Genomic DNA, 24,358 nt, shown 5'->3' with positions numbered 1-24,358 from the left:
CGACGGCGCCGATTCCGCGAGCGGCTGCAGTGGGAGCGGCGGCATGGAGGCCTCGAAGCCGGGCGCCTGGACCGTACGCGTGCACCCCGACGGCGAGGGCCCGGAGGACGCGCCCGGACTCGACTGGACTGGGCTCGGGAAGAACGTCTCCGTCCGCGCGGGCTGACACCGGTGAACGGGTCGGTCGCCGTCCGGCACCGTGCCCTACCGTGGACCCATGCCCAGAACCGTCTCCACGAGCACCGAGGTCGACCGCGAGGGAATGCTCTCCTTCGTGCGGCCGAGGCACCGGATGATCGTCGCCACGACGCGTGCTGACGGCCGCCCGCAGATGTCGCCGGTCTCCGGCGGCGTCGACGAGCAGGGCCGGATCGTGATCTCCACCTATCCCGGCCGGGCCAAGACCCGGAACGCCGAGCGTCGTCCCGCCGCCTCCGTGCTGGTGCTGTCGGACGAGTGGGACGGCGCGTGGATCCAGGTGGACGGCGACGCGGAGGTGCTGCACATGCCGGAGGCCGCCGACGGCCTCGTCGACTACTACCGCTGCATCGCCGGCGAGCACCCCGACTGGCAGGAGTACCGGGAGGCGATGGCGCTGCAGGACAAGTCCCTGCTGCGCATCACGCCCGCTCGCTGGAGCCCCGTCTCGACGGGGGGTTTCCCGGCGGACGTCGCCGAGCGGCTCGACGCCCGCTGACCGGAGCGCGCGGATCCGGGGGTCGGCTCAGGGTTCTCCCCGATCCGCCCGCCAGGTCCTGCGCGGGATGCTCGGAGCATGCCCCCCGCCAGACGCACTCCCCTCCTGCCCGCCGTCGCCCTGGCGATCGGAGGAGGGCTTCTCCTCGGCGCGCTGACGAGCCTCCTGCAGACCGTCCTGCCGACGTCCGTGAACTCCTTCGCGAACTCCTCCGGCGGCTGGTCGATGCTCGTCTTCGCCCTCGTCCGAGGGGGACGAGCACGTCCGGTCGCCGGCGCGGTGCTCGGACTGCTGTCCTTCTTCGCGATGCTCGAGGGCTACGACATCGTGACGGGCGCCAGGGGCTTCGGCTGGTCCCCTCCGTTCTCCGACCCCTTCTGGCTGCTCGCCGTGCCCGCCGGCCCGATCCTCGGAGTCGCGGCCTCCCTCACCCTGCACGGGACCCGCGGGTGGCGGGTGCTCGCCGTCGCGCCCCTCTCGGGAGTGCTCCTCGGCGAGGGGATCTGGGCGCTGGGCGCGGTCGCCGACACCACGAGCCCCGTCTACTGGTGGCTCGAGATCCTGCTCGGGGTCGGCTTCCTCGTGCTCGCCGTCGTGCGCCGACGTCCGCGCCCCGTCCTGGTACTCGCGGCCGCGGCGATCACCGCCGCCGCGTCGTGGTGCTTCGTCGTGGTCTACTCGCTGTTCTGACCTCCGGGAATGCACGGCCGCCCGCCGTTGCTGAACGAGGGGGCTGAGGAGGATCACGTGGAGCTCGTGCACTGGCTGTTCGATGCGCAGATCGTCCTGGGCGACCAGAGAGTCCTGTGGCGGGTGATCGGCAACGCCTTCGGCCTCGCGAGCGCTCTGGGCGGGATGCGGCGCAAGGTCTGGGCCTGGCCCGTCGGCCTCGTGGGGAACGCACTGCTGTTCACGGTCTTCATGGGCGCGCTCTTCGGCACTCCGAACCCCGTGAACCTGCTCGGTCAGGCGGGTCGGCAGGTCATGTTCATGATCGTGAGCGTCTACGGCTGGTACCGCTGGACGCACCGCCCCGACGCCTCGACGACCGTGCTCGAGCCGCGGTGGGCGTCGTGGCGCACCCGGGGTCTCCTCGTGCTGGCGATGGTCGGCGGCACCGCGCTGCTGACCCCGCTGTTCCGCGCGCTCGGCTCCTACGAGCCCGTGTGGAGCGACGCCTGGATCTTCGTGGGATCGCTGCTCGCGACCTACGGCATGGCGAAGGGCTGGGTCGAGTTCTGGCTGATCTGGGTCGCGGTCGACGTCGTGGGCGTCCCGCTCCTCTTCTCGGCCGGGTACTACGCGTCCGGCCTGATGTACGTGGTCTACGGGGGGTTCACCCTGGTGGGCTTCTTCGTCTGGATGCGGCACGGCCGCAAACCCTCCAGTGCGGCGGTCACCGTCGGCTGACTTCCCGGTCGGCCTGGGCGCGACGCCGCGGCGAGCGCCGTGAGCACCCGCCGTCGTGCTTCTTCGCGAGAGTGACGAGCAGACGGTGGCGAACCGGTCTGCGTGCGCGGTGGAGAGCGGCCCGTAGGCTGGCACGATGACGTCCCGGGTGCGCCTCCTGCTGGCCTCGTCCCACCCCGGGCCCACGGTCGCGGTGACGGTGCTCGCGACAGTGCTCGCCGCCGCCGCGGGCCGCCCCCCGGGCACCGTCGTGCTGGTCGCCCTCGCCGTCGTCTGCGGTCAGCTCTCGATCGGCCTCGCGAACGACTGGATCGACGTCGACCGCGATCGCGCCGTCGGCCGCACCGACAAGCCGGTCGCGTCGGGCCTGATCAGCGTCCGGACGGTCCGGGCAGCGGCGATGGGCACGGCTGCCGCGTCGATCCTGCTCTCCCTCCTGCTCGGACCGGTGGCGGCCGTCGCCCACCTCGTCCTCGTCGCGGCCGGCTGGGTCTACGACGCCGGGCTCAAGCGCACCGCGTTCTCGGTGGTGCCCTTCGTCGTGGCCTTCGGCCTCCTGCCCGTCGTCGCCGTCTCGGCGGGGGGTGGGGCGCTCCCTGCCGCGTGGGCGATCGCCACGGGCGCCGTCTTCGGTGTCGCGATCCACTGCACGAACGTGCTCCCCGACCTCGTCGACGACGCGGCCACCGGGGTCCGCGGCTTCCCGCACCGGCTCGGACTGCGCCTGTCCGGCGTCGTCGCCTTCGGGTCCCTGATCGCGGGTGCGCTCCTCGTGCTGGTCGGCCAGCTGTCGGGCGACGATCCCGTCAGCGGTCCCGGCGCCCTCCTGGCGGTCGTCGGCACCCTCGCGGTCGTCGTCCTCGCCGCTGTCGGCGTCCGCCTCGTGCTGACCGGGCCGCCGACGCGGCTGCTCTTCCGGATCGTCATCGCCGCCTCGCTCGTGCTGGTGGTCGAGCTCGGCCTGTCGGGCGCGCGCCTGGTCGCCTGAGGTCAGGACCAGCGCATCGCGTAGACCCTCGCCAGGACGTGCGACGTCGGCAGCGCGAGGAGCACGCGCAGCAGTGCCGTTCGCCCGCGGTGCGCGGCCGCACCGAGCGGCCTCCCGAGCGCCATGTTCAGCTCCGCCTGGCGAGCGGCCCGCCGGGCGGCCCGCGCCCTCCGCCGCGCGTAGGACGGCCAGGGACCGGGAGTCCCCGAGCGGAGCGACTCCGCCAGGAGCGGAGCCAGCGCCGCGGCGTCGAGCCAGCCCAGGTTCATCCCCTGACCGCCGATCGGGCTGATCTCGTGCGCGGCGTCGCCGACGAGCACGACCCTGCCGTCGTCGAGCGCGCCGGCCTCGCGACGGCGGACCCGGAAGCCGCTCACCATCGTGCAGGTCGCGGCATCGACCGGTGCGCCGGTGCGGGAGCGGACGACCGCTGCGAGACGCGCCGCCGCGTCGTGGTCCGGCGGGTCCTCGGGGCGCCAGGCGGGAGCGCCGAGCGAGGCGTCCGCTCCGACGAGTGCCACGTAGCGGCGACGACCCCCGGGAAGCGGGAACGACTCCACGACTCCGGCCGGCCCGACGTCGACGAGGGCCGAGCCCGCGAGGGAGGCCGGCTCGGGATCGGCGAAGTCCCCCATCACGTAGCGGTCGGGGTAGTCGCGGCCCGAGACGCCGATGCCGAGCAGATCGCGCACCGTGCTCCGGGCTCCGTCCGCCCCCACGACGAACGAGGCGCGGACGGTGGCCGTCCCACCGCCGTCCGTCAGGCCGACAGCCTCGATGTGCGGACCTCGCCGATGGAGAGCCGTCAGGGAGAGCCCGGGTCGCAGGGCCCCGGGCGAGAGCTCCTCGAGCCGCCCCCGGAGGATCGACTCGGTGCGGTGCTGATCGAGGGTCGCGACGTAGGGGTGCGAGCGCGAGGCGCGGGCGAACGACAGGGCACCGAGGGCGCGGCCCTCACTGCCGGCGATGCCCCGGGTCACGAGCGCCGCCTCCGCGAGGACGGACTCGGCCGCGCCGATCCCGGCGAGGACATCGAGGGACGGCGGATGGATGCCGATCGCCCGTGATCCCGCTGGGAGCGCGACCCGGCGCTCCCACACCTGCACGTCGATCCCCGATCGCGCCAGCAGGGCGGCGAGGAGGACGCCCACCGGACCGCCGCCGACCACGAGCACGTCCGTCCGCTCCGCTTCCACGCTCCGAGACTACGGAGCCGGCGAACCGCTCGCGGGCACTCGTGCGGGCGGCGCCCGGTCGTTAGGGTGACGGCATGACCGACCGCGTGCTCGCTCCGGAACCCCCCGCCGACGGCTCCAAGCCCAAGGGGCCGGCGTCCTACTTCCCCAGCATCGAGAAGACCTACGGGCGCCCCGTGCAGGAGTGGCTGGACCTGGTCGACGCGCGGCTCGACACCGAGCCGCACATGCAGGTCGTGGCGTGGCTGAAGTCCGAGCACGGTCTCGGGCACGGGCACGCCAACGCGCTCGTCGCCTACGTCAAGGCCGCTCGGGCCTGATCAGGGCTTCGCGGCTGCGCGAGCGGCCTTGGCCGCCTCCCGCTTCGCGATCGCAGCGGCCGCGCGCTCGCCGACGCGTCGGCGGTTGAAGGCGATCGCCTCCTGCACGAGTGCGGTCAGGGCGCCGGCGTCCACCCGGTCGCCCTCGGCGAACTCGACGGAGCGGCGCTGGTTGCCGCCGAGCTCGCCGTTGAAGACGCCCTGCGGGTCGGGCAGCGAGGCGCCGTAGAGGAAGCCGAGCTTGACCTTCGAGGTGAAGACGTTGCCGACGCAGAGGATCCCGTCGAGCTCCCACACCGGTGCCCCCCTCCACTTCCACTCCTCGACGATGCCGGGGTCGGCGGCGAGGACGACGCGGCGCAGCTCGGCGAGGGTCTCCCCGCGCCAGTCGGGGGTGCGGGCGATCAGGGCGTCGATCTCGTCGCTCGGGGTCATGGGGTCCTCTCGTCGCGGGAACGCGCCGATGCTACTCCGGGGTGCGGCGGCGCGCCCTTCAGAGGAGGATCCGCCGCACGGCCTCCTCCACCAGCGCGTCGTCGGCGGGCTCGTCGTCCAGAGCGCGGTGGATCGTCAGCCCCTCCATCAGCGCGTCGAGCATCCGCGCGGTCGCCGGGTCGAAGTGCTGCTCGAGTGCCGCGCGCGTCCTGGCCATCCACGAGTGGGTGAGGCTGCGGAACGCGGGCTGGCGCGCAGCGAGCGTGTAGAGCTCGTGGGTGAGGACGAGCTCGCGATGGCTGCCCAGGACGTCGTGCACGACCAGGTCCACGAGCGCCTGCCGGGCCTGCTCGGGCGAGCCGGCCGCGTCCATCCGCCGCTGCGCCTGGTCGGCGACCGAGTCGGCGAAGCGCGAGAAGGCGGCGTGCAGCAGCTCGTCCATGCCGGCGAAGTGGTAGGTCATGGAGCCCAGGGGCACGTCGGCGGCCGCCGCCACCCGTCGGTGCGAGGTCCCCGAGACGCCCGCCTCCGCGATCACCTCCAGGCAGGCGTCGATGATGCGGTCGCGCCGGTGCGGATCCGTCCGCCGCGCCGCACGCGCCGGAGCGTCCCCGCTCACTCGTCGACCCTCCGCATCACCCTGGCCGGACTGCCGACCGCGACGACACCGGACGGGATGTCGCGGGTCACGACCGCCCCCGCTCCGATCACGCTGTCATCGCCGATGCTCACACCCGGGCAGACGATCACGCCGCCGCCGAGCCAGACGTTGTCGCCGATCGTGATCGGCCGGGCGGCCTCGAGCTTGTCGCGTCGCGGCCCGGGTTCGATCGGGTGCGTCGGCGTCAGCAGCTGGACGTTCGGTCCGATCTGGCAGTCCTCGCCGATCGTGATCGGCGCGACGTCGAGGGCGGTGAGGTGGTAGTTCACGAAGGTGCGGGCGCCGATGCGGATGTTCTCGCCGTAGTCGACGAACAGCGGCGGCTTCACGAAGGCGCCCTCGCCGAGCTCGCCGAGGAGCTCCTCGAGGAGCGGTCGGGCGGCGTCCTCGTCGGCGAGGGAGGCGCGGTGGTAGGCGTCGGCGAGGCGCACGGCGCGCTGCGCGATCCGGATGCTCTCCGGATCATCGGCGAGGTAGAGGTCCCCGGCGAGCATGCGCTCGCGGTTGGTGCGGTCGTCTCCCGCGAAGTGGTCCGTGGTCATGCGCACGATCGTACACTCTGCGTGTACGGTCGTACGCATGTCTGCTCCCGCTGCCGCTCCTCCGAGCAGAGAGGTCCGCCGTGCCCGCGGGGCCGTCGCCGCTCTGTTCCTGACCAACGGGGCGCTCTTCGCCAACCTCGTCCCGCGCTTCCCCGAGATCAAGGCCGACCTCGAGCTCGACAACGCCGCGTACGGAGTCGCGATCGCGGCGTTCCCAGCCGGCGCGATCCTCGCAGGCCTCGCGTCCGGCGCCGTGCTGCGCCGGATCGGCAGCGGTCGCGCGGCGGTCCTCGGCACGATCCTCACGGCGATCGGCACCGTGGTCGCGGGCGTCTCGCCGACCCTCCTCGCGTTCGCGGCGGCCCTGCTCGTGTCCGGCGCGACCGACGCCGTCACCGACGTCGCGCAGAACACGCACGGCCTGCGGGTGCAGCGCCGCTTCGGCCGCTCGCTCATCAACTCCTTCCACGCCCTCTGGTCGATCGGAGCGGTCCTCGGCGGGGCGATGGCCGCGGGAGCGATCGCCGTGGGCCTCCCCCGCTCGACGCACCTCGTTCTCTCCGGCGCCCTCTTCGCGATCGTGGCCCTGACGGCGCTGCGATTCTGCCTCCCGGGCCGCGATGACGCCGAGCGCCCCGAGAGGGCGACGACCGGTCCCCGGTCGAGCGCGAGAGGCCGCGTCGTGCTCCTGCTCGCCGCCCTCGTGGGCGTCGCGATCGCCGGAACGCTGGTCGAGGACGCCGCCTCCACCTGGGCTGCGGTCTACCTCTCGGGGGAGCTCCAGGCGCCGGCCGCCGTCGCCGCCACCGGGTTCGTCGCCCTCGTGGGCGCGCAGTTCGTGGGTCGGATCCTCGGCGACCGCCTCGTGGACCGCTTCGGTCAGCGCGCGGTGGTGCGCACCGGCGGCGCGATCGCGCTCGTCGGGATGGGCGCGGCGCTCCTGCTCCCCTCCGTTCCCGGCACGATCCTCGGCTTCGCCGCGGCCGGCCTCGGTCTCGCCACGACAGTGCCCGCGGCCATGCACGAGGCCGACGAGATCCCCGGGCTGCGCGCCGGCACCGGAGTGACGCTCGTCTCGTGGCTGATGCGCCTCGGATTCCTCCTGTCGCCGCCGGTCGTCGGGCTCGTGGCCGACAGCGCCGGTCTCCGCGTCGGCCTGGCCGTGGTCCCGCTCGCCGGCCTCCTCGCCGTCGTCCTCGCGCCCGCGCTCTCGGTGCGCAGCAGGACCGGAACCGCCCCCGCGGACGGGGCCGCCGCGTGAGGGGGCCGCTCGCCGCCGTCCTCTGGGACATGGACGGGACGATCGTCGACTCCGAACCCGCCTGGATGGCCGCTCAGCGCCGTCTCGTGGCGCGGTGGGGCGGCGAGTGGAGCGAGGACGACGCTCTGGCCTTCGTCGGCTCGACCCTCGAGCAGACCGCCCTCGCGCTGCGGGGCGCGGGGGTCGGGCTCGACGACCGCGCGATGGAGGAGGAGCTCGAGGGGGACGTCGCAGCGGACCTGCGCGCGAGGATCGCGTGGCGGCCCGGAGCGCTCGAGCTCCTCCGCGGCGTCGCGGCCGCCGGGATCCCCCAGGCGATCGCGACCACCTCGTCCCGCCGTCTCGCCTCGATCGTGGCGGCGGCGCTCGCCGAGCACGTCGTCCTCGCCGGGGTCGTCACCGGGGAGGACGTCTCCCGCGGCAAGCCGCATCCCGAGCCCTACCTCCTCGCCGCCCACCGCCTCGGAGTCCCGATCACGGACTGCGCAGCCGTCGAGGACTCGCCGATCGGGCTCGCCGCGGCGGTGGCCTCGGGGGCCGCGGCGGTGGGGGTCCCGCACCGGGTTCCGCTGGCGGAGGGCCCGGATCGCACCCTCTGGCCGACCCTGCACGGACGCACCGTGGAGGATCTGCGCGCGCTGCTGCGCTGACCGGTCCGGGCGGCGGCTACTGCCGGTAGGACGCCAGGAAGTTGCCGAGCCGCTCGATCGCCTCCGAGATCACCCGCTCCTCGGGGAGGGTGACGATGCGGAGGTGATCCGGCGTCGGCCAGTTGAAGCCCGTCCCCGGCACCAGCAGGATGTGCTCCGCGAGCAGCAGGTCGTAGACGAGCCTCCCGTCGTCCCGGATGTCGTGCACGTCGGGATCGAGCCGCGGGAAGGCGTACAGGGCCCCTCTCGGCAGCTCGCAGGACACTCCCGGGATCCGCTCGAGCCCCGACCACGCCGCGTCCCGCTGCCGGTGCAGGCGCCCCTCCGGTGCCACCAGCGCCTCGATCGACTGCACCCCGGAGAGGGCGGCCTGGATCGCGTACTGCCCCGGGACGTTCGGGCAGAGCCGCGTCGACGCGAGGAGCGTGATGCCCTCGAGGAACCCCTCCGCGTGGTCGCGCGGACCGGTGATCGCCAGCCAGCCCGAGCGGTAGCCCGCGACGCGGTAGGTCTTGGACAGTCCGTTGAAGGTCAGGCAGAGCAGGTCCGGCGCCAGCGACGCGAGCGGGATGTGCTGAGCGTCGTCGTACAGGATGCGGTCGTAGATCTCGTCGGCCAGCAGCAGGAGGGAGTGCTCCCGCGCAACGGCGACGAGTCCCTCGAGCACCGCGCGGCTGTAGACCGCGCCGGTGGGGTTGTTGGGGTTGATGACGACGATCGCCTTGGTCCGCGGAGTCACCTTCGAGCGGATGTCCTCGAGGTCCGGCTGCCAGCCGTCCTCCTCGGCGCAGCGGTAGTGCACCGCCGTCCCACCCGAGAGGCTCGTCATCGCGGTCCACAGGGGGTAGTCGGGGGCGGGGATGAGGACCTCGTCGCCGTCGTCCAGGAGTGCCTGCATGGTCATCGTGATCAGCTCCGACACCCCGTTGCCCAGGAACACCCACTCGGGGTCGACGGGCGGGAATCCCGCGATCTCCTCGTAGCGGTACGTCACCGCCTGACGGGCCGAGAGGATCCCGCGGCTGTCGCTGTAGCCGTGCGCGTGGGGCACGGCGGCGATCATGTCCCGCACGATCTGGTGCGGGGCCTCGAAGTCGAAGCCCGCCGGGTTGCCGGTGTTGAGCTTGAGGATGCGGTGCCCCTCGCTCTCGAGCCGCGACGCCTCGACGAGCGCCTTCCCCCGGATCTCGTAGAGGACGTTCCGGAGTTTCGCGGACTGCTCGAGGGGGCGCGGAGTGCTCATCCGGCCAGGGTAGTCACCGGGCGGAGTCTGCACCGCCTCCCGCGCTGCAGGTCGCAGCACGTGTCACGCTGGAGCCATGAGCGACGCCGCCGATCCCCGCACCTACGACCTCGACGCCCTGCGCCGTCGCGTCCTCGCCGACGACCTCGAGGACGACGGAGCCGTCGACGACAGCATCCCCGAGCTCGCCGCAGCCGACCCGCGCCTCTGCGGCCTCGCTCTCGTGCTGCCGGACGGCTCGGTGCGCTCCAGCGAGCAGGCCGACGTGCTCTTCAGCATCCAGTCCGCCGTGAAGCCGTTCCTGTTCGCCCTGGCGCTGCTCGACACCGACGGGGAGGCGCTCGAGCGCGTGGGCATCGAGCCGACCGGCGAGGCCTTCGACGCGATCAAGCTCGAGAGCGGGACCGGCCGCCCGCCGAACCCCATGGTGAACGCGGGCGCGCTGCTGACCGCCTCCCTCGTCGACGGCGACGGTGCCCGGGAGCGCAGTGAGCGCATCCTCCGCGGCCTGTCCGCCTTCGCGGGACGCCCGCTCGAGGTCGACGAAGGGGTCGCCCGCAACGAGCACCTGCTCGGCGACCGCAACCACGCTCTCGCGCACCTCATGCGCTCCGAGGGGACGATGCACGTCGGAGCCGACGACGCGGTCTCCTCCTATGCCCGGGCCTGCGCGGTGCTGGTCGACGCCCGGGCGCTCGCCGTGATGGGCGCGACGCTCGCGTTCGGCGGAGTCAATCCCGTCACCGGGGAGCGCGTCGTACCGCCCGCAGTGGCTCGCGACGTCCTCTCGGTCATGGCGACCTGCGGCGTGTACGACGGGTCCGGCCGCTGGATGCAGGCGGTCGGCATCCCGGCGAAGTCGAGCGTCTCGGGCGCCCTCGTCCTCGCGGTGCCCGGCCGCCTCGGAGCCGCCGTGGTCAGCCCTCCGCTGGACGCGTCCGGGACGAGCGTCCGCGGCCGCCGCGTGAGCGATCGGCTCAGCGCCGATCTCGACCTGCACGCGTTCGGCCACCGAGGCACCGGCGCCTGAAGCAGGCGCTCGCCGACAGGGACAGCCGCGTCCTAGGGTGACCGTCATGACCGCTCCGCTCCCCTACCTCGCGTTCCCCGGCACTGCGCGCGACGCCCTCGGCTTCTACCGGGACGTCTTCGGCGGCGACCTGTCGCTGCACACCTTCGAGCAGTTCGGTCGCACCGACGGCCCGGGTGGGCTGATCGCCCACGGCGTGCTCACGGGGCCGGTGTCGCTCGCCGGCTCCGACACCGCGGTCGGCGAGGAGCCGCTGCATCTCGAGGGCGTGCTCTTCGCACTCCTCGGCACGGCGGCGCCGGACGTCCTCGCACGCTGGTTCGACGCCCTCGCCGAGGACGGCCGGGTCGTCGACCCTCTCGAGGCGAGGCCGTGGGGTGCGACCGACGGACGGGTGCGGGACCGGTACGGCGTGTCCTGGCTGGTCGGCTGGGAGCACTGACCCCGCGACCGCGGCCGGCGTCGACCCCCCGGACGCGTCCAGCACCCGCCCGCTACAGTGCCATGATGCGCCGCTGGGGAGTTCATCGATGACCGCCGTCCGCTACGTCGCGATCGGCGACTCCTTCACCGAGGGCGTCGGCGACGAGCTGCCCGACGGATCGACCCGGGGCTGGGCCGATCTCGCCGCGCAGGGTTGGGCCGAGGCGAGGGGCGAGCGGATCGAGTACGCCAATCTCGCGATCCGCGGTCGGCTCATCCGCCCCATCGTCGAGGAGCAGCTCGAGGCCGCTCTCGCGCTCGAGCCCACTCACCTCTCCTTCAACGGGGGCGGGAACGACATGCTGCGGCCGCGCGCCGACATCGAGCGCATCGCCGACTCCTATTCGCGAGTGCTGCAGCGCTGCGACGAGGAGGGCGTCGTCCTGATCGCGCTCGCCGGAGCCGACCCCTCGGCCAGGCTCCCCCTCGGCCGGATGATCAAGCGGCGCGGAGACGCACTGACGAGCGCGGTGCTGCGCCGGATCGAGGCCCGCGACGACGTCGTGGTCGCCGACAACTGGAACGACCCCGCGTTCCAGAACCCCCGGATGTGGTCGGAGGACCGGCTGCACATGGGACCGCGGGGCCACCACCGCGTCGCCTCGAAGGTGCTCGGCTCACTGGGACTCACTCCCCCGTCCCAGTGGCGGGAGATGCCGTCGGATCAGGCGTCGCGACTCGGGTCCGCGCGCTACTACCGGGAGCACGTCGCACCCTGGGTGCGCCGTCGCCTCACCGGCACCTCCTCGGGGGACGGCCGCACGGCGAAGTACCCGGAGTTCGTCCCGATCGATCCGATCGGCTGAGGCCGGACGGTCAGCGCCAGCCGTAGCGCGCCGAGACGGTCCTGGCGACGGTGTCGAAGCGCGAGCGCTCGAGCACCGCGCCCTCGCGGCGCATACCGGCGGGGTGGATGCGGAAGACCCGCTCCGGATCGACCCAGCTCGGCCGCCCCTCGGCGTCCCACTCCCCGGTGCCGACCGGCAGGTAGCCGTCGTGCTGCTTGGAGCTCAAGCGCACCGCCAGCACCGTACCGGCCTTCTCGACCGCGAGGACGAGCACCGGGCGGTCCTTGCCGCGCCCGTCGTCCTCCTCGTAGGGCACCCAGGTCCAGACGATCTCGCCCGGGTCGGGATCGCCGTCGGCAGTGGGCGCGTAGCCCGCGTGCACCCCGCGGAGGCGGGCGGGGTCGACCTCGACGGTGCGGCCGACGCCGCTCGCGCCGGGAGTGGTCGCCGTGGGCGTCAGGAAGGGACGCTGCGCCGGCGGTCCCGCGTCGGGCCTCGGCGCGACGGTGCGGCCGAGGAGTCGGAGGAGCAGGGACACGACGGAGCGTGAGGAAGTCACCCGGGAACCCTAGCCCGGAAGCACGGCCGCGCGCGGGAACGGGAACGGGGTGCCGCCCTCGAGAGGGCGGCACCCCGTCGGGTGCAGTGCGGAGTGGAGGGGTCAGTCCGCGAGGACGTAGCCCGCCTCGCCGTGGATCGCGGTGTCGATCCCGGCGACCTCGTCCTCGTTCTTGACGCGGAACCCGATGGTCTTCTGGATCACGAAGCCGATCAGGAGGGTCATGAGGAACGAGTAGGCGAGGACCGTGAAGGCCGCCAGGGCCTGAGCGCCGAGCTGGGCGAAGCCGCCGCCGAGGAACAGTCCGACGTCGGTTCCGAAGAAGCCGATGTAGAGCGTTCCGATGAGGCCGCCGACCAGGTGGACGCCGACCACATCGAGCGAGTCGTCGTAGCCGAGGCGGTACTTGAGGTCGATCGCCAGGGCGCAGACCGCACCGGTGATGACGCCGAGGACGATCGCCCAGAACGGCGAGAGGCTGGCGCACGCCGGGGTGATCGCGACGAGACCTGCGACGGCGCCCGAGGCGGCGCCGATCGAGGTGGGCTTGCCGTCCTTGATCTTCTCGACGACGAGCCAGCCGAGGATCGCGGCGGCGGGAGCGGCGATGGTGTTCAGGAACGCGATCGCCGCGATGCCGTCGGCCGCGAGCTCCGAGCCCGCGTTGAAGCCGAACCAGCCGAACCAGAGCAGACCCGCGCCGAGCAGCACGAACGGCGGGTTGTGCGGCTGGTGCGCGCCCTTGGTGAAGTTGACGCGCTTGCCCAGGACCAGGGCGAGGGCCAGGGCGGCCGCACCGGCGTTGATGTGCACCGCGGTGCCGCCGGCGAAGTCGATCGCGCCGACGTTGTAGGCGATCCAGCCGCCGTCCACGACGCCCTCGTCGCCGACGGTGAAGTTGAAGACCCAGGAGGCGACGGGGAAGTAGACGACCGTGGCCCAGACGCCGGCGAAGACCATCCACGCGCCGAACTTGGCGCGGTCGGCGATCGCACCCGAGATGAGCGCGACGGTGATGATGGCGAACGTGGCCTGGAACGCGGCGAAGGCGATCGTCGGGTAGGCGCCGGTCTGCTCGGCGAGCGCGTCGTTGTAGACGCCCTGCAGACCGATCTGCGCGACGTCGATGCCGAGGAAGCCGTCGATGCCGAAGAAGGAGTCGGTGCCGGCGGGGCCCGCGGGGCCGTTGCCGAACACGATGGCGTAGCCGTAGAGGACCCAGAGGACTCCGATCAGCCCCATCGCGCCGAAGCTGAGCATCATCATGCTGATGACGCTCTTCGCCCGGACGAGACCGCCGTAGAAGAACGCCAGTCCCGGCGTCATCAGCAGCACGAGTGCTGCGGCGATGAGAAGGAAGGCGGTGTTGCCTTGATCCATTCTGAAACCTTTCTTCGGGTGCGCAGGAGCGACCCGGAGAACGCCTGGGCGTCAGCGGAGTCGAGTCGCTTGAGTACGCCCGTCAGTCTGGCGGCGCGACGTTTCGGTTCGAGGGGACCTGCGTTTCGAGCGCGTTACAGGGAAGCCGTTCGTGTGAACAACGCGTTACACGGACCTGCCGAGGCGCTCGGCGCCGGACCGCCGACGGGGCGTGGAGCCCCCGATCCTACGAAGCGGACGACCGGAAAGGGCTCATGCTCGTGAGCGCGATGAGCCGGGACATCGAGCGCAGGTACTTCTTGCGGTAGCCGCCGGTGAGCATGTCGCCGCCGAAGACCTCGTCCAGCGGCACACCCGAGGCGAGGACGGGGATCTGCGCGTCGTAGACGCGGTCGATGAAGGCGACGAGGCGGAGGGCGTCGGTCTGATCGGTCAGCGCGGTGACGTCGCGGAGCACGATCGCGTCCACGCCGTCGATGACCTTGATGTAGCGGGACGGGTGCACGGAGCCCAGGTGGTCGACGGCCGCGCGGAAGGCGTCGTCGGTGACGACCGCTCCGGAGGGCGCCTGCGCGAGCGCGGTCGAGATCTCCTCGTCCGTGCGCACGACGGCGTGGCCCTCGATGTCGCGGCGGCGGTAGTCGGTCCCGTCGATCCGCATGGTCTGGAAGTGCTCCGCCATCGCGTGGATCTCGCGGAGGAAGTCGGCCGCGGCGAACCGGCCCTCGCCCAGCGCGTTCGGCGGCGTGTTCGAGGTGGCCGCGATGCGGGTCCCGGAGGCGACGAGCTCGCCCAGCAGGCGGGTCATCAGCATCGTGTCGCCCGGATCGTCGAGCTCGAACTCGTCGATGCAGAGCAGCGCCGATCCCTTGAGGAGGGACACCGTCGCCGCATAGCCCAGCGCCCCCACGAGGGCCGTGTACTCGATGAACGTGCCGAAGTAGGTGCGGCCGGGCACCGCGTGCCAGATCGCCGCGAGGAGGTGCGTCTTGCCGACGCCGAAGCCGCCGTCGAGGTACACGCCGGGCTTCACCTCGGGCGCCTTCTTCCGGCCGAAGCCGAAGAACCCGCCGCCGCCCCGGGAGCCGCCGCCCGCGGCGAAGGCGCGCAGAGCCTCGACGGCCTCGGCCTGCGAGGGGTACTCCGGGTCCGGGCGGTAGCTCTCGAAGGTCGCGCCCTCGAACTGCCGGGGCGGTACGAGCGTCGAGGCGATCTCGTGACCGCTGATCTGCGGCGAGCGCGTCGTGAGGCTGCTCGTCGAACGGACGTCGTCGGGGATCACGCGCACCTCGCATCGTGCGTCCGGAGGGGGCCGGCCGCTCTGTCTGACTCTGCATCGAACCGTCCGGCCCGGCGCCGGAGGGCTCCCGGCTCTGTGTCGAACTCTTACGGCGCCTTCCGTGCACCCGCGCTCGGGGGCGCGTACTGTCGCTGAAGGGCGGGCTCCAGCGTAGCCCGCTCCTGGATTCACGCCCGCGCTCCGCGCACCACCCTGGAGGTCCTCCTTGTCCGTTGAACTCGATCCGTCGCCGAAGTTCGCCGCCTACGCGCACCCCGAACGACTCGTCAGCGGTGAGTGGCTCGAGCAACGGCTCGGCACCCCGGGTCTCGTGGTCGTCGAGTCCGACGAGGACGTCCTGCTGTACGAGACCGGCCACATCCCGGGATCGGTGAAGATCGACTGGCACACCGACCTCAACGACCCGGTCGAGCGCGACTACATCGACGGCGCGGCCTTCGCCGCCCTCCTCGGCGCCAAGGGCATCGCCCGCGACACGACCGTCGTCGTCTACGGCGACAAGAACAACTGGTGGGCCGCCTACGCCCTCTGGGTGTTCACCCTCTTCGGTCACGAGGACGTCCGTCTCCTGGACGGCGGCCGCGACAAGTGGATCGCCGACGGCCGCCCCGTCACGACGGACGCGTCCGCGCCCGACGCGGTCGAGTACCCCGTCGTCGAGCGCCGCGACGCGGACGTCCGCGCGTTCAAGGAGGACGTCCTCGCGCACTTCGGCAACCCGCTGATCGACGTCCGCTCCGCCGAGGAGTTCTCGGGCGAGCGCACCACGGCGCCGGCGTACCCGGAGGAGGGGGCACTGCGCGCGGGCCACATCCCGAGCGCGCAGAACGTGCCGTGGGGCAAGGCCGCCGCCGAGGACGGCACGTTCCGACCGCTGGACGAGCTGAACGGCATCTACCGCGACGGAGCCGGCCTGCAGGACGGCGACACCGTGATCGCCTACTGCCGCATCGGCGAGCGCTCGTCGCACACGTGGTTCGTGCTCACCCACCTCCTCGGCTTCGAGGGCGTCCGCAACTACGACGGCTCGTGGACCGAGTGGGGCAGCGCTGTGCGCGTCCCCATCGTCAAGGGCTCCGAGCCCGGCGAGGCCCCCGCGGCCCGCTGACCGTCGTCCAGGAGACCCCGACCGCTCCGCGGCCGGGGTCTCCTGCTCTGAGAGGATGGACGGGATGACTTCCGACGACCTGCTGCCCGCTGCTCTGCGCGACATCCGCGACGAGTTCCTCGCCCTCGAGAAGCCGGAGCGGCTGCAGCTCCTCCTCGAGTTCTCGAACGACCTCCCCGAGCTGCCCGAGCGCTACCGCGATCACCCGGATCTCTTCGAGCGGGTCGAGGAGTGCCAGTCCCCCGTCTTCATCGTCGTGGAGTTCGACGGCGACGTGATCCACCTGCACGCCACCGCGCCGCGGGAGGCTCCCACGACCCGTGGATTCGCCTCGATCCTCGCTCAGGGGCTCGACGCACTGACGCCGGAGCAGGTCCTGGCCGTCCCCGACGACTTCCCCCAGACGATCGGCCTGTCCGAGGCCGTCTCGCCGTTGCGCCTGCGCGGGATGAGCGCCCTGCTCGGCCGCACCAAGCGCCAGATCCGCGCCCACCTGGCCGCGTGATCCTCCAGCCGCTCGTCCCCGCGGGACCCGCGGTCCGCCTGGGGGACGACGGCGCCCGAGCGGCGGTCGAGGACGCGTACCGGCCCTCCGACTCGGTGCGCGTCCGACTGAACATGATCGCGAGCGTGAACGGCTCGAGCATCGGCTCGGACGGCACGAGCGAGACGCTCACCAATCGCGTCGACCGCACGATCCTCGGAGTGATCCGCGCGCAGGCGCAGGTGGTCCTCGTCGGCGCCGCGAGCGTCCGGGCCGAGGGCTACCGCGTCCCCCGGCGGGTCCCGCTGGCGATCGTCTCCTCGAGCGGCGATCTCGCCGGTCACCGGTTGGAGCTGCAAGAAGGTGCTCGTGTGCTCCTCCTCGTCCCCGAGTCGCTCCACTCTCCCGCCGCGGTCCCCGACGGTGCCGAGGTCGTGCACGTCCCCGCTCGGGACGGGCGGATGCGCGTCGAGGACGTGCTCGCCGCCCTGGCCGCGCTCGGTCTGGACCGCGTCGTCTGCGAGGGCGGCGCCTCGCTGTCCGGCCAGCTCCTCGCCTCCGGACTCGTGGACGAGATCTGCCTGACCACCGCTCCGCGCGTCGTCCTCCCCGGGCTGCCCGTCGCCGCGACCGGAGCGGTCGGCGACGACTCCTACTCGCTCGAGCGCCTCGCCGTCGACGACGCCGGCTTCACCTATGCGCGCTGGACGCGGACCCGCTGAGCGCCTGCCGCCGCAGCCAGCCCTCGACGGCCCGCTCCCAGCGGCCGGGGTCGTCGTTCCAGATCCTGGTGTGCCGAGCACCCTGCACCAGCACGAGCTCGACGAGATCGGGGCGCGCCGCCGCGAGCGCCTCGGAGGGCCCGCTCGGCACGAAGTCGTCGTCGACGCTGTGCAGGAGGAGGACCGGAGTCGTGAGCTCGTCGGCGCGGGACACGAGGTCGAGGTCCGCGAGCGGCACGACGGCGCTCTGCCCGGTGAGGGCGGTCGACAGCGGGCTCTGCATGGCGGTCAGGGCGAGCGCCGCGATCACCGGCGGGATCCCCCGCAGCCGCGCCTGGCCGCGCAGGGTCTCGTGCCAGTCGATGACCGGGGAGTCGAGGACGAGTCCGGCGATCAGGTGCCGCCGGGGCGAGCGCAGCACCGTCTGCAGGGCGATCGCCCCGCCCATCGACCAGCCCACGAGCACCACGTCGCGGGCGCCCCGCTCCTGGGCGAAGCGGATCGCGGCGTCCACGTCCCGCCATTCGGTGTCACCGAGGCCGTAGCGTCCGTCCGGGCTCGAGGGGGCGTCGCCGTCGTTGCGGTAGGAGACGACGAGGGAGGTCAGCCCTGCGCGGTGGAGGACCGGGACGCCGCGGAGCGTCTCCTCCCGGTGGGTGGCGCGGCCGTGCACGTGGATCGCCCACGTCGTCCCGTCGCCGCCCGGGAAGAGCCAGGCGGGCGCGGGGCCGTACTGGGTCGGGACCTGCTCCGCCGTGAACGGCACCTGCGTCTGGCGCGGCGACAGGAACAGCCAGCCGTTGATGCGCGCGCGGGCACCGGCGCGCAGCCGTCCCCGATCCACCGTCTCGAGCTCGCGCACGACCCTGCCCGCACCGGTGGCGAGGATCCGACCGACGCGGGCGTGGCCCCGGCCGCCGTCGAACCAGAGGCTGAAGCCGCCCTTCACGGTCGTCTCCGGCCCGGCCGCGAGGACGATCTCGCGCGCGTCGGGCCGTACGTCCAGGACTCTCGTGTCCTCGCTCCGTCGCGACGGCGGGATCACGACCCCGCGCAGGAAGGCGGTGACGAGGGCCGACGCCGCCAGGGCGAGCGTCGCGGCGAGAGCGGGCGGGGCGAGGAGAGCGAGCAGGAGGGCGCCGGTGCGCCGACCACCCTCCGCGGCGTGCCTGCGGGGATCGGGCATGCGGGAACTCTAGTCTTCGGAGCGTGCCCGACTTCCCAGCGCCGTCTCAGCCACCGGAGGAGTTCCGGGCCGCGACGGAGGCGATCCGCGCGGTCTCGACCCGCTCCGAGCTGACCGTGTCCGAGATCCCGTCGCCGACCGGGCTCGCTCCGTGGGCCCTCGCCCTGTCCGCCGATGTCGCCCCGCATCCGCACGGGCGCGACTCCGAGCTCGGCACCGGGCGCTTCATCCTCCTCTACGACCCCGAGGAGCCCGAGCAGTGGGGCGGCGCCTTCCGCGTCGTCTGCTTCGCGCAGGCACCGCTCGAGGTCGAGATCGGCACCGACCCGTTCCTCGCCGAGGTCGCCTGGTCGTGGCTGATCGATGCGCTCGACACCCGGGGTGCCGCCTACCACGCGGCGTCCGGCACGGCGACGAAGGTCCTCTCGACCGGATTCGGCGAGCTTTCCGCCCAGGGCGACGGCGCCCAGATCGAGATCCGCGCGTCCTGGAGTCCCGAGGATGCGCAGCTCGCCGCCCACGTGGAAGGCTGGGGTGAGCTGTTGTGCATGCTCGCGGGCCTCCCGCCCGTATCGAGCGACGGTGTGACCTCGCTCGCCTTCCGACGGAACAACCGTGACTGATTACCGCGTCCTCTCCACCCGCGACGAGTTCCTCGCCGCCGTCGACGCCCTCGCCGCTGGCGAGGGGCCCGTCGCGGTCGACGCCGAACGCGCCTCCGGCTTCACGTACTCGCAGCGCGCGTACCTCATCCAGGTGTACCGCCGCGGCGCCGGCGCGTTCCTCTTCGATCCTCCCGCGATCGGCCGGATGGATGCTCTGCAGGAGGTCATCGGCGACGAGGAGTGGGTGCTGCACGCCGCCAGCCAGGATCTCGCGTGCCTGCGCGAGGTGGGCCTGGACCCGACCCGCATCTTCGACACCGAGCTGGCGGCCCGCCTGCTGGGACTGGCGAAGGTGGGTCTCGGAGCGGTCGTCGAGGACCTGCTGGGCATCCACCTCGCCAAGGAGCACTCGGCGGCCGACTGGTCGACCCGTCCCCTCCCCCAGAGCTGGCTCGTCTACGCCGCGAAGGACGTCGAGCTCCTGGTCGACCTCCGCGACCGGATGGAGGAGATGCTCATCGAGGCGCGCAAGACCCGCATCGCGCGCGAGGAGTTCGAGGCCACCCTGGCCCGGCAGCCGAAGGCCGCCCTGGCCGACCCGTGGCGGCGGCTCTCGGGCATGCACTCGCTGCGCGGACTCCGCGCCCTCGCCGTCGCCCGTGAGCTCTGGCTGGCGCGGGACGCCTTCGCCCGGGAGCGCGACATCGCGCCCGGCCGCCTGATCCCCGACTCCTCGATCGTCGCGGTCGCCCGCAACATCCCCAGCAGCATCGGTCAGCTCTCGGGCCGCCGCGACTTCACCGGCCGCGCGAGCCGAGGCGAGGTGGAGCGCTGGTGGGCGGCGATCCAGCGCGGTCTGAGCACCGAGGACCTCCCCTCGGCCACCCGGCCCGCCGTCGAGACACTCCCTCCGCCCCGGGCGTGGGCCGATCGGAACCCCGCCGCCGATCTGCGGCTCAAGTCGGCCCGCGCCGTCGTCATCGAGATCGCCGAGCTGCTGTCGCTGCCCGTCGAGAACCTGCTCACGCCCGACCTGCTGCGCCGGCTGGCGTGGAATCCGCCGGAACCGCTGACGCCGGAGACCGTCGCCGCCGAGCTGACGCGGGGCGGAGCGCGCTCCTGGCAGATCGACGCGACGGCGGGTCCGCTCGTGACCGCGTTTGTGGAAGCCGCCCAAGCGCCCGAGGAGAGCACGGAAACCGCTTCGTAGGAAGCGGCAAAGGATTCCGGTCGAAGCCGTGCTCTTCCTACGATCGGGGCGACCGTGAGTTCCTGGGAGGCATTGTGGCCGAGAGATCCGAAGTCGTGTTCGTCGACGGAGTCCGTACTCCGTTCGGGCGTGCCGGCGAGAAGGGCATGTACTGGCAGACGCGGGCCGACGACCTTGTCGTGAAGGCCATGATCGGTCTGCTGGAGCGCAATCCGTCGCTCCCGAAGGATCGCGTCGACGACGTCGCGATCGCGGCGACCACGCAGCGGGGGGACCAGGGTCTGACCCTCGGGCGGACGACCGCGCTGCTCGCGGGGCTGCCCCGCAGCGTCCCCGGCTTCGCGATCGACCGGATGTGCGCCGGCGCGATGACCTCGGTGACGGCGACCGCGGGCGGCATCGCCTTCGGCGCGTACGACGTGGTGATCGCCGGCGGTGTCGAGCACATGGGGCGCCACCCCATGGGGTTCGACGCCGATCCCAACCCCCGCTTCCTGTCCGAGCGCCTCGTCGGCGACGAGGCGCTGAACATGGGGAAGACGGCGGAGAAGATCCACGACCGGTTCCCGCAGCTGACCAAGGAGCGCTCCGATCGCTACGCGCTGCGCAGCCAGCAGAAGCTCGCGGCGGCGTACGAGTCCGGCGACATCCAGCCCGACCTCATCCCCGTCGCCACTCGCAGCGCCTCCGGATGGGGCCTCGCCACCGCCGACGAGGCGCCCCGTCCTGAGACGACCCTCGAGGGGCTGGCGGGGCTCCGCACCCCGTTCCGCCCGCACGGGCGCGTGACCGCGGGCAACTCCTCCGGTCTGAACGACGGGGCGACCGTCTCGCTCCTCGCGAGCGCGGACGCGGCGAAGGAGCTCGGGCTCTCCACCAAGATGCGGCTCGTCAGCTTCGCCTTCGCCGGGGTAGAGCCGGAGATCATGGGCATCGGCCCCGTCCCCAGCACCGAGAAGGCGCTGCGCAAGGCCGGTCTCGGCATCGAGGACATCGGCCTCTTCGAGCTCAACGAGGCGTTCGCGGTGCAGGTGCTCTCGTTCCTCGACCACTTCGGCATCGACGACGACGACCCCCGGGTCAACGAGTACGGCGGAGCGATCGCCGTCGGCCATCCGCTCGCCTCCTCGGGCGTTCGCCTGATGATCCAGCTCGCGCGGCAGTTCGAGGCGCACCCGGAGGTGCGCTACGGGCTCACGGCGATGTGCGTCGGGCTCGGCCAGGGGGGAACCGTCGTCTGGGAGAACCCGCACTTCGACGGCAAGCGCGCACGACGGAAGGGACGCTGATCATGCTCGACGGTTTCGAGGACCTCGCAGACCTCACGGAGGGGGAGGTCGTCACCCACTCCTACGTGCGCGACGTCCGGCTCGCCAGCGGGCGCGTGCTCGCGCTCGTCACTCTCGACAACGACCGCGACCACACGCGGCCGAGCACCTTGGGTCCGGCGTCCCTGTTCGAGCTCGCCGACGTCCTGATCGCGCAGAAGGCGCGCGCGGCGGACGGGGAGATCCAGGGCGTCGCCCTGACCGGCAAGCCGTTCATCCTGGCCGCGGGCGCCGATCTGAGCAAGGTGGGCACCATCCCGAGCCGGGAGCTCGGCCGCCAGCTGGCTCGCCTCGGGCACCGCACCCTCGGCATGCTGTCCGACCTCGGTGTCCCCTCGTTCGTCTTCATCAACGGGCTGGCGCTGGGCGGCGGCACCGAGATCGCGCTGAACGCCGACTACCGGACCGTCGACGAGTCGATCCCCGCGCTGGGCCTGCCCGAGGTGTTCCTGGGCATCATCCCCGGGTGGGGTGGGACCTACCTGCTCCCGAATCTGATCGGCATCGAGAACGCTCTGAAGATCGTCGTCGAGAACCCGCTGAAGAACAATCGGACGATCAAGGGGCGGGAGGTGCTGGAGCTCGGCATCGCCGACGCGCTCTTCCCGTCGGCGTCGTTCCTCGAGGACTCGCTGCGCTGGGCCGACGGCGTCCTGGGCGGGACCGTGACCGTCTCGCGTCCCCATGCTCCCGGCCGGATCGAGCGGATGGTGAAGTGGGACGCCGCCATCGGCATCGCCCGCAAGCAGCTCGAGTCCCGCATCGGCACCGTCGCCGCTTCGCCCTACCGCGCGCTGGAACTCCTCAAGGGCGCGAAGACCGCCACCCGCGAGGAGGCGTTCGCCGCCGAGGACGAAGCCCTCGCGGATCTGATCTCGGGCGATCAGTTCCGGGCGAGCATCTACGCCTTCGACCTGGTGCAGAAGCGGGCCAAGCGGCCGGCCGGTGCTCCCGACAAGGCGATCGCCAAGCCCGTGACGAAGGTCGGAGTGATCGGCGCCGGCCTGATGGCCACCCAGTTCGCTCTCCTGTTCGTCCGACGCCTGCAGGTCCCGGTGGTCATCACCGACCTCGACCAGGAGCGGGTGGACAAGGGCGTGGCCACGATCGTCGGGGAGATCGACGCGCTGCTCGCGAAGGGGCGCCTCTCCCCCGACGACGCCAACCGCCTGCGCAGTCTCGTCACCGGCACGACGGATCGCTCCGAGTTCGCCGACGCGGACTGGGTGATCGAGGCGGTCTTCGAGGAGCTGTCGGTCAAGCAGGAGGTCTTCGCCGACATCGAGCGGTACGTGTCCTCCACGGCCGTCCTCGCGACCAACACCTCCTCGCTGTCCGTCGAGCGGATCGGAGAGCGTCTGGAGCACCCCGAGCGCCTCGTCGGCTTCCACTTCTTCAATCCGGTCGCCGTCATGCCGCTCATCGAGGTCGTGCGGACCCCGCTGACCGACGAGGAGACGCTCTCTACCGCCATGGTGACGGCGGCGAAGCTCAAGAAGAACGCCGTCATCACGCGGGACACCCCGGGTTTCGTCGTCAACCGCGTGCTCGCGAAAGTGCTCGGCGAGGCGATGCACGCGGTCGACACCGGCACGCCCTTCGAGGTGGTCGAGCAGTCGCTCGCGCCGTTCGGCCTGCCCATGACGCCGTTCGAGCTCCTCGAGCTGGTCGGGCTGAAGGTCGGAGCGCACGTGCTCGACACGCACCACGCGGCCTTCCCCGACCGCTTCTTCGAGAGCGCCAACCTGCACCGGCTGGCCGAGCTGGGCCACGTGTTCGAGCGCGATGCGAAGGGGCGGGTGAAGGGCGTCGACAAGCGGGCGGTGGCGATCGTCGCCGGCGGCTCCGACCCGATGACCGCGGAGGAGCTGCGCCTGCGCGTCGAGACCGGGCTCGCCGACGAGGTCAAGCGGATGCTGGACGACGACGTCGTGCACGCGGCCGAGGACATCGACCTCTGCCTGATCCTGGGCGCCGGCTACCCGTTCCAGATGGGAGGGCTGACGCCCTACCTCGACCGGGTCGGAGCGAGTGAGCGCGCGTTCGGCGACACGTTCCACCACCCGGTGATCCGCGGCGTCGACTGACGCCGCGCCCGATGACCGTCTCCGGCTCGCCGCCTCGCACGGTGAGCCGGAGGCGGTGCCGGCGCTGCGGGCGGCCGTCGAGGGTCGTGTCGGTGGTCCGTCGTACCGTGCCCGCATGACCCGCATCGTCTACTACGTCGCCTCCTCCCTCGACGGCTTCATCGCCGATCCCGACGACGACCTCGGCTGGCTCCTGCAGTTCGGCTTCGAGGCGTTCCAGGAGCACTACGACCGCTTCCTCGCGAGTGTGGGGGCCGTCGTGATGGGCTCCACCACCTACGAGTTCGTCCGTCGCGAGGGCGCCTGGCCCTATGATCTGCCGGCGTGGGTCCTGACCTCCGCCGAGCGTCCGCAGCCCGAGGGCGGTGAGGTCCGCTTCGCCTCCGGCGACGTCTCCGAGCTGCTGCCGGCCATCCGGGAGTCCGCCGGGGAGCGCGACGTCTGGATCGTGGGCGGCGGTGCCGTCGCCGCCCGCTTCGCCGAGGCCGGCGCGCTCGACGAGGTCAGGGTGACGGTCACGCCCGTCCTCCTCGGAGGCGGGCGGGCGCTCCTGCCGATGCGGCGCACCGAGCCCTTCGAGCTCGTGGGGTCGACGCCGTTCTCCGGCGGCGCGATCGAGCTCGTCTACCGGCTCTGACGCGGGTCCCACGACGACGGAGCCGCCCGGAGGCCGCCTCGCAGGTGA

General features: G+C 72.5%; 28 protein-coding genes. 19 read left to right on the top strand and 9 right to left on the bottom strand.

Features of this window, described 5'->3' with window-relative positions:
• Nucleotides 1-43 precede the first annotated feature (43 nt).
• The 5 genes from IOC53_RS19255 to IOC53_RS11345 all read left to right on the top strand — a co-directional run bounded on the left by IOC53_RS19255 (nucleotide 44) and on the right by IOC53_RS11345 (nucleotide 3,095).
• Complete coding sequence (locus IOC53_RS19255) at nucleotides 44-166, top strand: hypothetical protein (RefSeq protein WP_278250062.1); 123 nt, start codon at nucleotides 44-46, stop codon at nucleotides 164-166.
• 51 nt (nucleotides 167-217) lie between these two features.
• A complete protein-coding gene (locus IOC53_RS11360) occupies nucleotides 218-697 on the top strand; it encodes a PPOX class F420-dependent oxidoreductase (RefSeq protein ID WP_207405787.1) in 480 nt (159 codons plus the stop codon).
• A gap of 78 nt (nucleotides 698-775) precedes the next feature.
• Nucleotides 776-1,387 carry a DUF6518 family protein gene (locus tag IOC53_RS11355; protein ID WP_207405785.1) on the top strand — a complete coding sequence of 204 codons (612 nt, stop codon included), beginning with the start codon at nucleotides 776-778 and terminating at the stop codon, nucleotides 1,385-1,387.
• Nucleotides 1,388-1,444: 57 nt separating this feature from the next.
• A complete protein-coding gene (gene pnuC / locus IOC53_RS11350; protein ID WP_207405783.1) occupies nucleotides 1,445-2,107 on the top strand; it encodes a nicotinamide riboside transporter PnuC in 663 nt (220 codons plus the stop codon).
• A gap of 136 nt (nucleotides 2,108-2,243) precedes the next feature.
• The gene (locus tag IOC53_RS11345; protein ID WP_207405781.1) at nucleotides 2,244-3,095 is read left to right on the top strand and encodes a UbiA family prenyltransferase; all 852 of its coding nucleotides are present in this window, start codon (nucleotides 2,244-2,246) and stop codon (nucleotides 3,093-3,095) included.
• Between the two features lie 2 nt (nucleotides 3,096-3,097).
• Here the strand turns inward: IOC53_RS11345 and IOC53_RS11340 are convergent, their stop codons facing one another.
• Nucleotides 3,098-4,291 carry an NAD(P)/FAD-dependent oxidoreductase gene (locus IOC53_RS11340; protein ID WP_207405779.1) on the bottom strand — a complete coding sequence of 398 codons (1,194 nt, stop codon included), beginning with the start codon at nucleotides 4,289-4,291 and terminating at the stop codon, nucleotides 3,098-3,100.
• A gap of 74 nt (nucleotides 4,292-4,365) precedes the next feature.
• Between IOC53_RS11340 and IOC53_RS11335 the strand changes: the two genes are divergently transcribed.
• On the top strand, nucleotides 4,366-4,611 hold the full coding sequence (locus IOC53_RS11335; protein ID WP_207405777.1) for a DUF4287 domain-containing protein: 246 nt from the start codon (nucleotides 4,366-4,368) through the stop codon (nucleotides 4,609-4,611).
• Here the strand turns inward: IOC53_RS11335 and IOC53_RS11330 are convergent, their stop codons facing one another.
• From IOC53_RS11330 to IOC53_RS11320, 3 genes are read right to left on the bottom strand one after another with little or no spacing between them, the layout of a single operon-like run.
• Nucleotides 4,612-5,046, bottom strand: coding sequence for a DUF1801 domain-containing protein (locus tag IOC53_RS11330; RefSeq protein ID WP_207405775.1), 435 nt, complete (start codon nucleotides 5,044-5,046; stop codon nucleotides 4,612-4,614). It abuts the gene before it with no gap.
• Between the two features lie 58 nt (nucleotides 5,047-5,104).
• Nucleotides 5,105-5,665, bottom strand: a complete 561-nt coding sequence (locus IOC53_RS11325; protein ID WP_207405773.1) for a TetR/AcrR family transcriptional regulator — start codon at nucleotides 5,663-5,665, stop codon at nucleotides 5,105-5,107.
• Entirely contained in the window at nucleotides 5,662-6,249 is a 588-nt protein-coding gene (locus IOC53_RS11320; RefSeq protein ID WP_207405771.1) for a sugar O-acetyltransferase, read from the bottom strand. Before IOC53_RS11320 ends, IOC53_RS11325 begins: the two co-directional genes overlap by 4 nt.
• Before the next feature lie 37 nt (nucleotides 6,250-6,286).
• Here IOC53_RS11320 and IOC53_RS11315 point away from each other — a divergent pair, with 37 nt between their 5' ends.
• Together IOC53_RS11315 and IOC53_RS11310 are read left to right on the top strand one after the other, a co-directional pair.
• The gene (locus IOC53_RS11315) at nucleotides 6,287-7,510 is read left to right on the top strand and encodes an MFS transporter (RefSeq protein WP_207405769.1); all 1,224 of its coding nucleotides are present in this window, start codon (nucleotides 6,287-6,289) and stop codon (nucleotides 7,508-7,510) included.
• The gene (locus tag IOC53_RS11310; protein WP_307786169.1) at nucleotides 7,507-8,160 is read left to right on the top strand and encodes an HAD family phosphatase; all 654 of its coding nucleotides are present in this window, start codon (nucleotides 7,507-7,509) and stop codon (nucleotides 8,158-8,160) included. The genes IOC53_RS11315 and IOC53_RS11310 overlap by 4 nt, the downstream gene beginning before the upstream one ends.
• Nucleotides 8,161-8,176: 16 nt before the next feature.
• Here the strand turns inward: IOC53_RS11310 and IOC53_RS11305 are convergent, their stop codons facing one another.
• Nucleotides 8,177-9,403, bottom strand: coding sequence for a pyridoxal phosphate-dependent aminotransferase (locus IOC53_RS11305; RefSeq protein ID WP_207405767.1), 1,227 nt, complete (start codon nucleotides 9,401-9,403; stop codon nucleotides 8,177-8,179).
• Between the two features lie 76 nt (nucleotides 9,404-9,479).
• Here IOC53_RS11305 and glsA point away from each other — a divergent pair, with 76 nt between their 5' ends.
• The 3 genes from glsA (at nucleotide 9,480) to IOC53_RS11290 (ending at nucleotide 11,722) form a co-directional block, all read left to right on the top strand.
• On the top strand, nucleotides 9,480-10,433 hold the full coding sequence (gene glsA, locus IOC53_RS11300) for a glutaminase A (RefSeq protein ID WP_207405765.1): 954 nt from the start codon (nucleotides 9,480-9,482) through the stop codon (nucleotides 10,431-10,433).
• Nucleotides 10,434-10,479: 46 nt separating this feature from the next.
• Nucleotides 10,480-10,875 carry a VOC family protein gene (locus tag IOC53_RS11295; protein ID WP_207405763.1) on the top strand — a complete coding sequence of 132 codons (396 nt, stop codon included), beginning with the start codon at nucleotides 10,480-10,482 and terminating at the stop codon, nucleotides 10,873-10,875.
• Nucleotides 10,876-10,963: 88 nt separating this feature from the next.
• Entirely contained in the window at nucleotides 10,964-11,722 is a 759-nt protein-coding gene (locus tag IOC53_RS11290; protein WP_207405762.1) for an SGNH/GDSL hydrolase family protein, read from the top strand.
• A gap of 10 nt (nucleotides 11,723-11,732) precedes the next feature.
• Here IOC53_RS11290 and IOC53_RS11285 read toward each other — a convergent pair whose 3' ends face one another.
• From IOC53_RS11285 to zapE, 3 genes are all read right to left on the bottom strand, one after another.
• Nucleotides 11,733-12,263 carry a type II toxin-antitoxin system PemK/MazF family toxin gene (locus IOC53_RS11285; protein ID WP_307786168.1) on the bottom strand — a complete coding sequence of 177 codons (531 nt, stop codon included), beginning with the start codon at nucleotides 12,261-12,263 and terminating at the stop codon, nucleotides 11,733-11,735.
• 102 nt (nucleotides 12,264-12,365) lie between these two features.
• The gene (locus IOC53_RS11280) at nucleotides 12,366-13,643 is read right to left on the bottom strand and encodes an ammonium transporter (RefSeq protein ID WP_207405760.1); all 1,278 of its coding nucleotides are present in this window, start codon (nucleotides 13,641-13,643) and stop codon (nucleotides 12,366-12,368) included.
• 226 nt (nucleotides 13,644-13,869) lie between these two features.
• Nucleotides 13,870-14,922, bottom strand: coding sequence for a cell division protein ZapE (gene zapE / locus IOC53_RS11275; RefSeq protein ID WP_207405798.1), 1,053 nt, complete (start codon nucleotides 14,920-14,922; stop codon nucleotides 13,870-13,872).
• A gap of 226 nt (nucleotides 14,923-15,148) precedes the next feature.
• Between zapE and IOC53_RS11270 the strand changes: the two genes are divergently transcribed.
• The 3 genes from IOC53_RS11270 (at nucleotide 15,149) to IOC53_RS11260 (ending at nucleotide 17,257) form a co-directional block, all read left to right on the top strand.
• Nucleotides 15,149-16,051 (top strand): sulfurtransferase, encoded by a 903-nt coding sequence (locus IOC53_RS11270; RefSeq protein ID WP_207405758.1) that lies wholly within the window; start codon nucleotides 15,149-15,151, stop codon nucleotides 16,049-16,051.
• A gap of 64 nt (nucleotides 16,052-16,115) precedes the next feature.
• Complete coding sequence (locus IOC53_RS11265; protein ID WP_207405756.1) at nucleotides 16,116-16,556, top strand: SufE family protein; 441 nt, start codon at nucleotides 16,116-16,118, stop codon at nucleotides 16,554-16,556.
• Complete coding sequence (locus IOC53_RS11260) at nucleotides 16,553-17,257, top strand: dihydrofolate reductase family protein (RefSeq protein WP_307786167.1); 705 nt, start codon at nucleotides 16,553-16,555, stop codon at nucleotides 17,255-17,257. Before IOC53_RS11265 ends, IOC53_RS11260 begins: the two co-directional genes overlap by 4 nt.
• Here IOC53_RS11260 and IOC53_RS11255 read toward each other — a convergent pair.
• Complete coding sequence (locus tag IOC53_RS11255) at nucleotides 17,226-18,443, bottom strand: alpha/beta hydrolase (RefSeq protein WP_207405754.1); 1,218 nt, start codon at nucleotides 18,441-18,443, stop codon at nucleotides 17,226-17,228. The genes IOC53_RS11260 and IOC53_RS11255 overlap by 32 nt on opposite strands.
• Before the next feature lie 23 nt (nucleotides 18,444-18,466).
• On the opposite strand from IOC53_RS11255, the gene IOC53_RS11250 reads away from it, so the two are divergent.
• The 5 genes from IOC53_RS11250 to IOC53_RS11230 all read left to right on the top strand — a co-directional run bounded on the left by IOC53_RS11250 (nucleotide 18,467) and on the right by IOC53_RS11230 (nucleotide 24,310).
• Nucleotides 18,467-19,066 (top strand): DUF3000 domain-containing protein, encoded by a 600-nt coding sequence (locus tag IOC53_RS11250; RefSeq protein WP_207405752.1) that lies wholly within the window; start codon nucleotides 18,467-18,469, stop codon nucleotides 19,064-19,066.
• On the top strand, nucleotides 19,059-20,258 hold the full coding sequence (locus tag IOC53_RS11245) for a ribonuclease D (protein ID WP_207405750.1): 1,200 nt from the start codon (nucleotides 19,059-19,061) through the stop codon (nucleotides 20,256-20,258). Before IOC53_RS11250 ends, IOC53_RS11245 begins: the two co-directional genes overlap by 8 nt.
• Before the next feature lie 74 nt (nucleotides 20,259-20,332).
• Entirely contained in the window at nucleotides 20,333-21,547 is a 1,215-nt protein-coding gene (locus IOC53_RS11240) for a thiolase family protein (RefSeq protein ID WP_207405748.1), read from the top strand.
• Nucleotides 21,548-21,549: 2 nt separating this feature from the next.
• Nucleotides 21,550-23,673: a 3-hydroxyacyl-CoA dehydrogenase NAD-binding domain-containing protein gene (locus IOC53_RS11235; RefSeq protein ID WP_207405747.1), complete on the top strand. Its 2,124-nt coding sequence runs from the start codon at nucleotides 21,550-21,552 to the stop codon at nucleotides 23,671-23,673.
• 115 nt (nucleotides 23,674-23,788) lie between these two features.
• Entirely contained in the window at nucleotides 23,789-24,310 is a 522-nt protein-coding gene (locus IOC53_RS11230; RefSeq protein WP_207405745.1) for a dihydrofolate reductase family protein, read from the top strand.
• Nucleotides 24,311-24,358: the final 48 nt, after the last annotated feature.

The sequence above is a fragment of the Rathayibacter sp. SD072 genome (assembly GCF_017355185.1).
In the GTDB taxonomy this organism is placed as follows: Bacteria; Actinomycetota; Actinomycetes; order Actinomycetales; family Microbacteriaceae; genus Rathayibacter.
The sequence above is the reverse complement of the archived record's forward strand: the minus strand, read 5'-3'. Positions and strand labels throughout refer to the sequence as shown.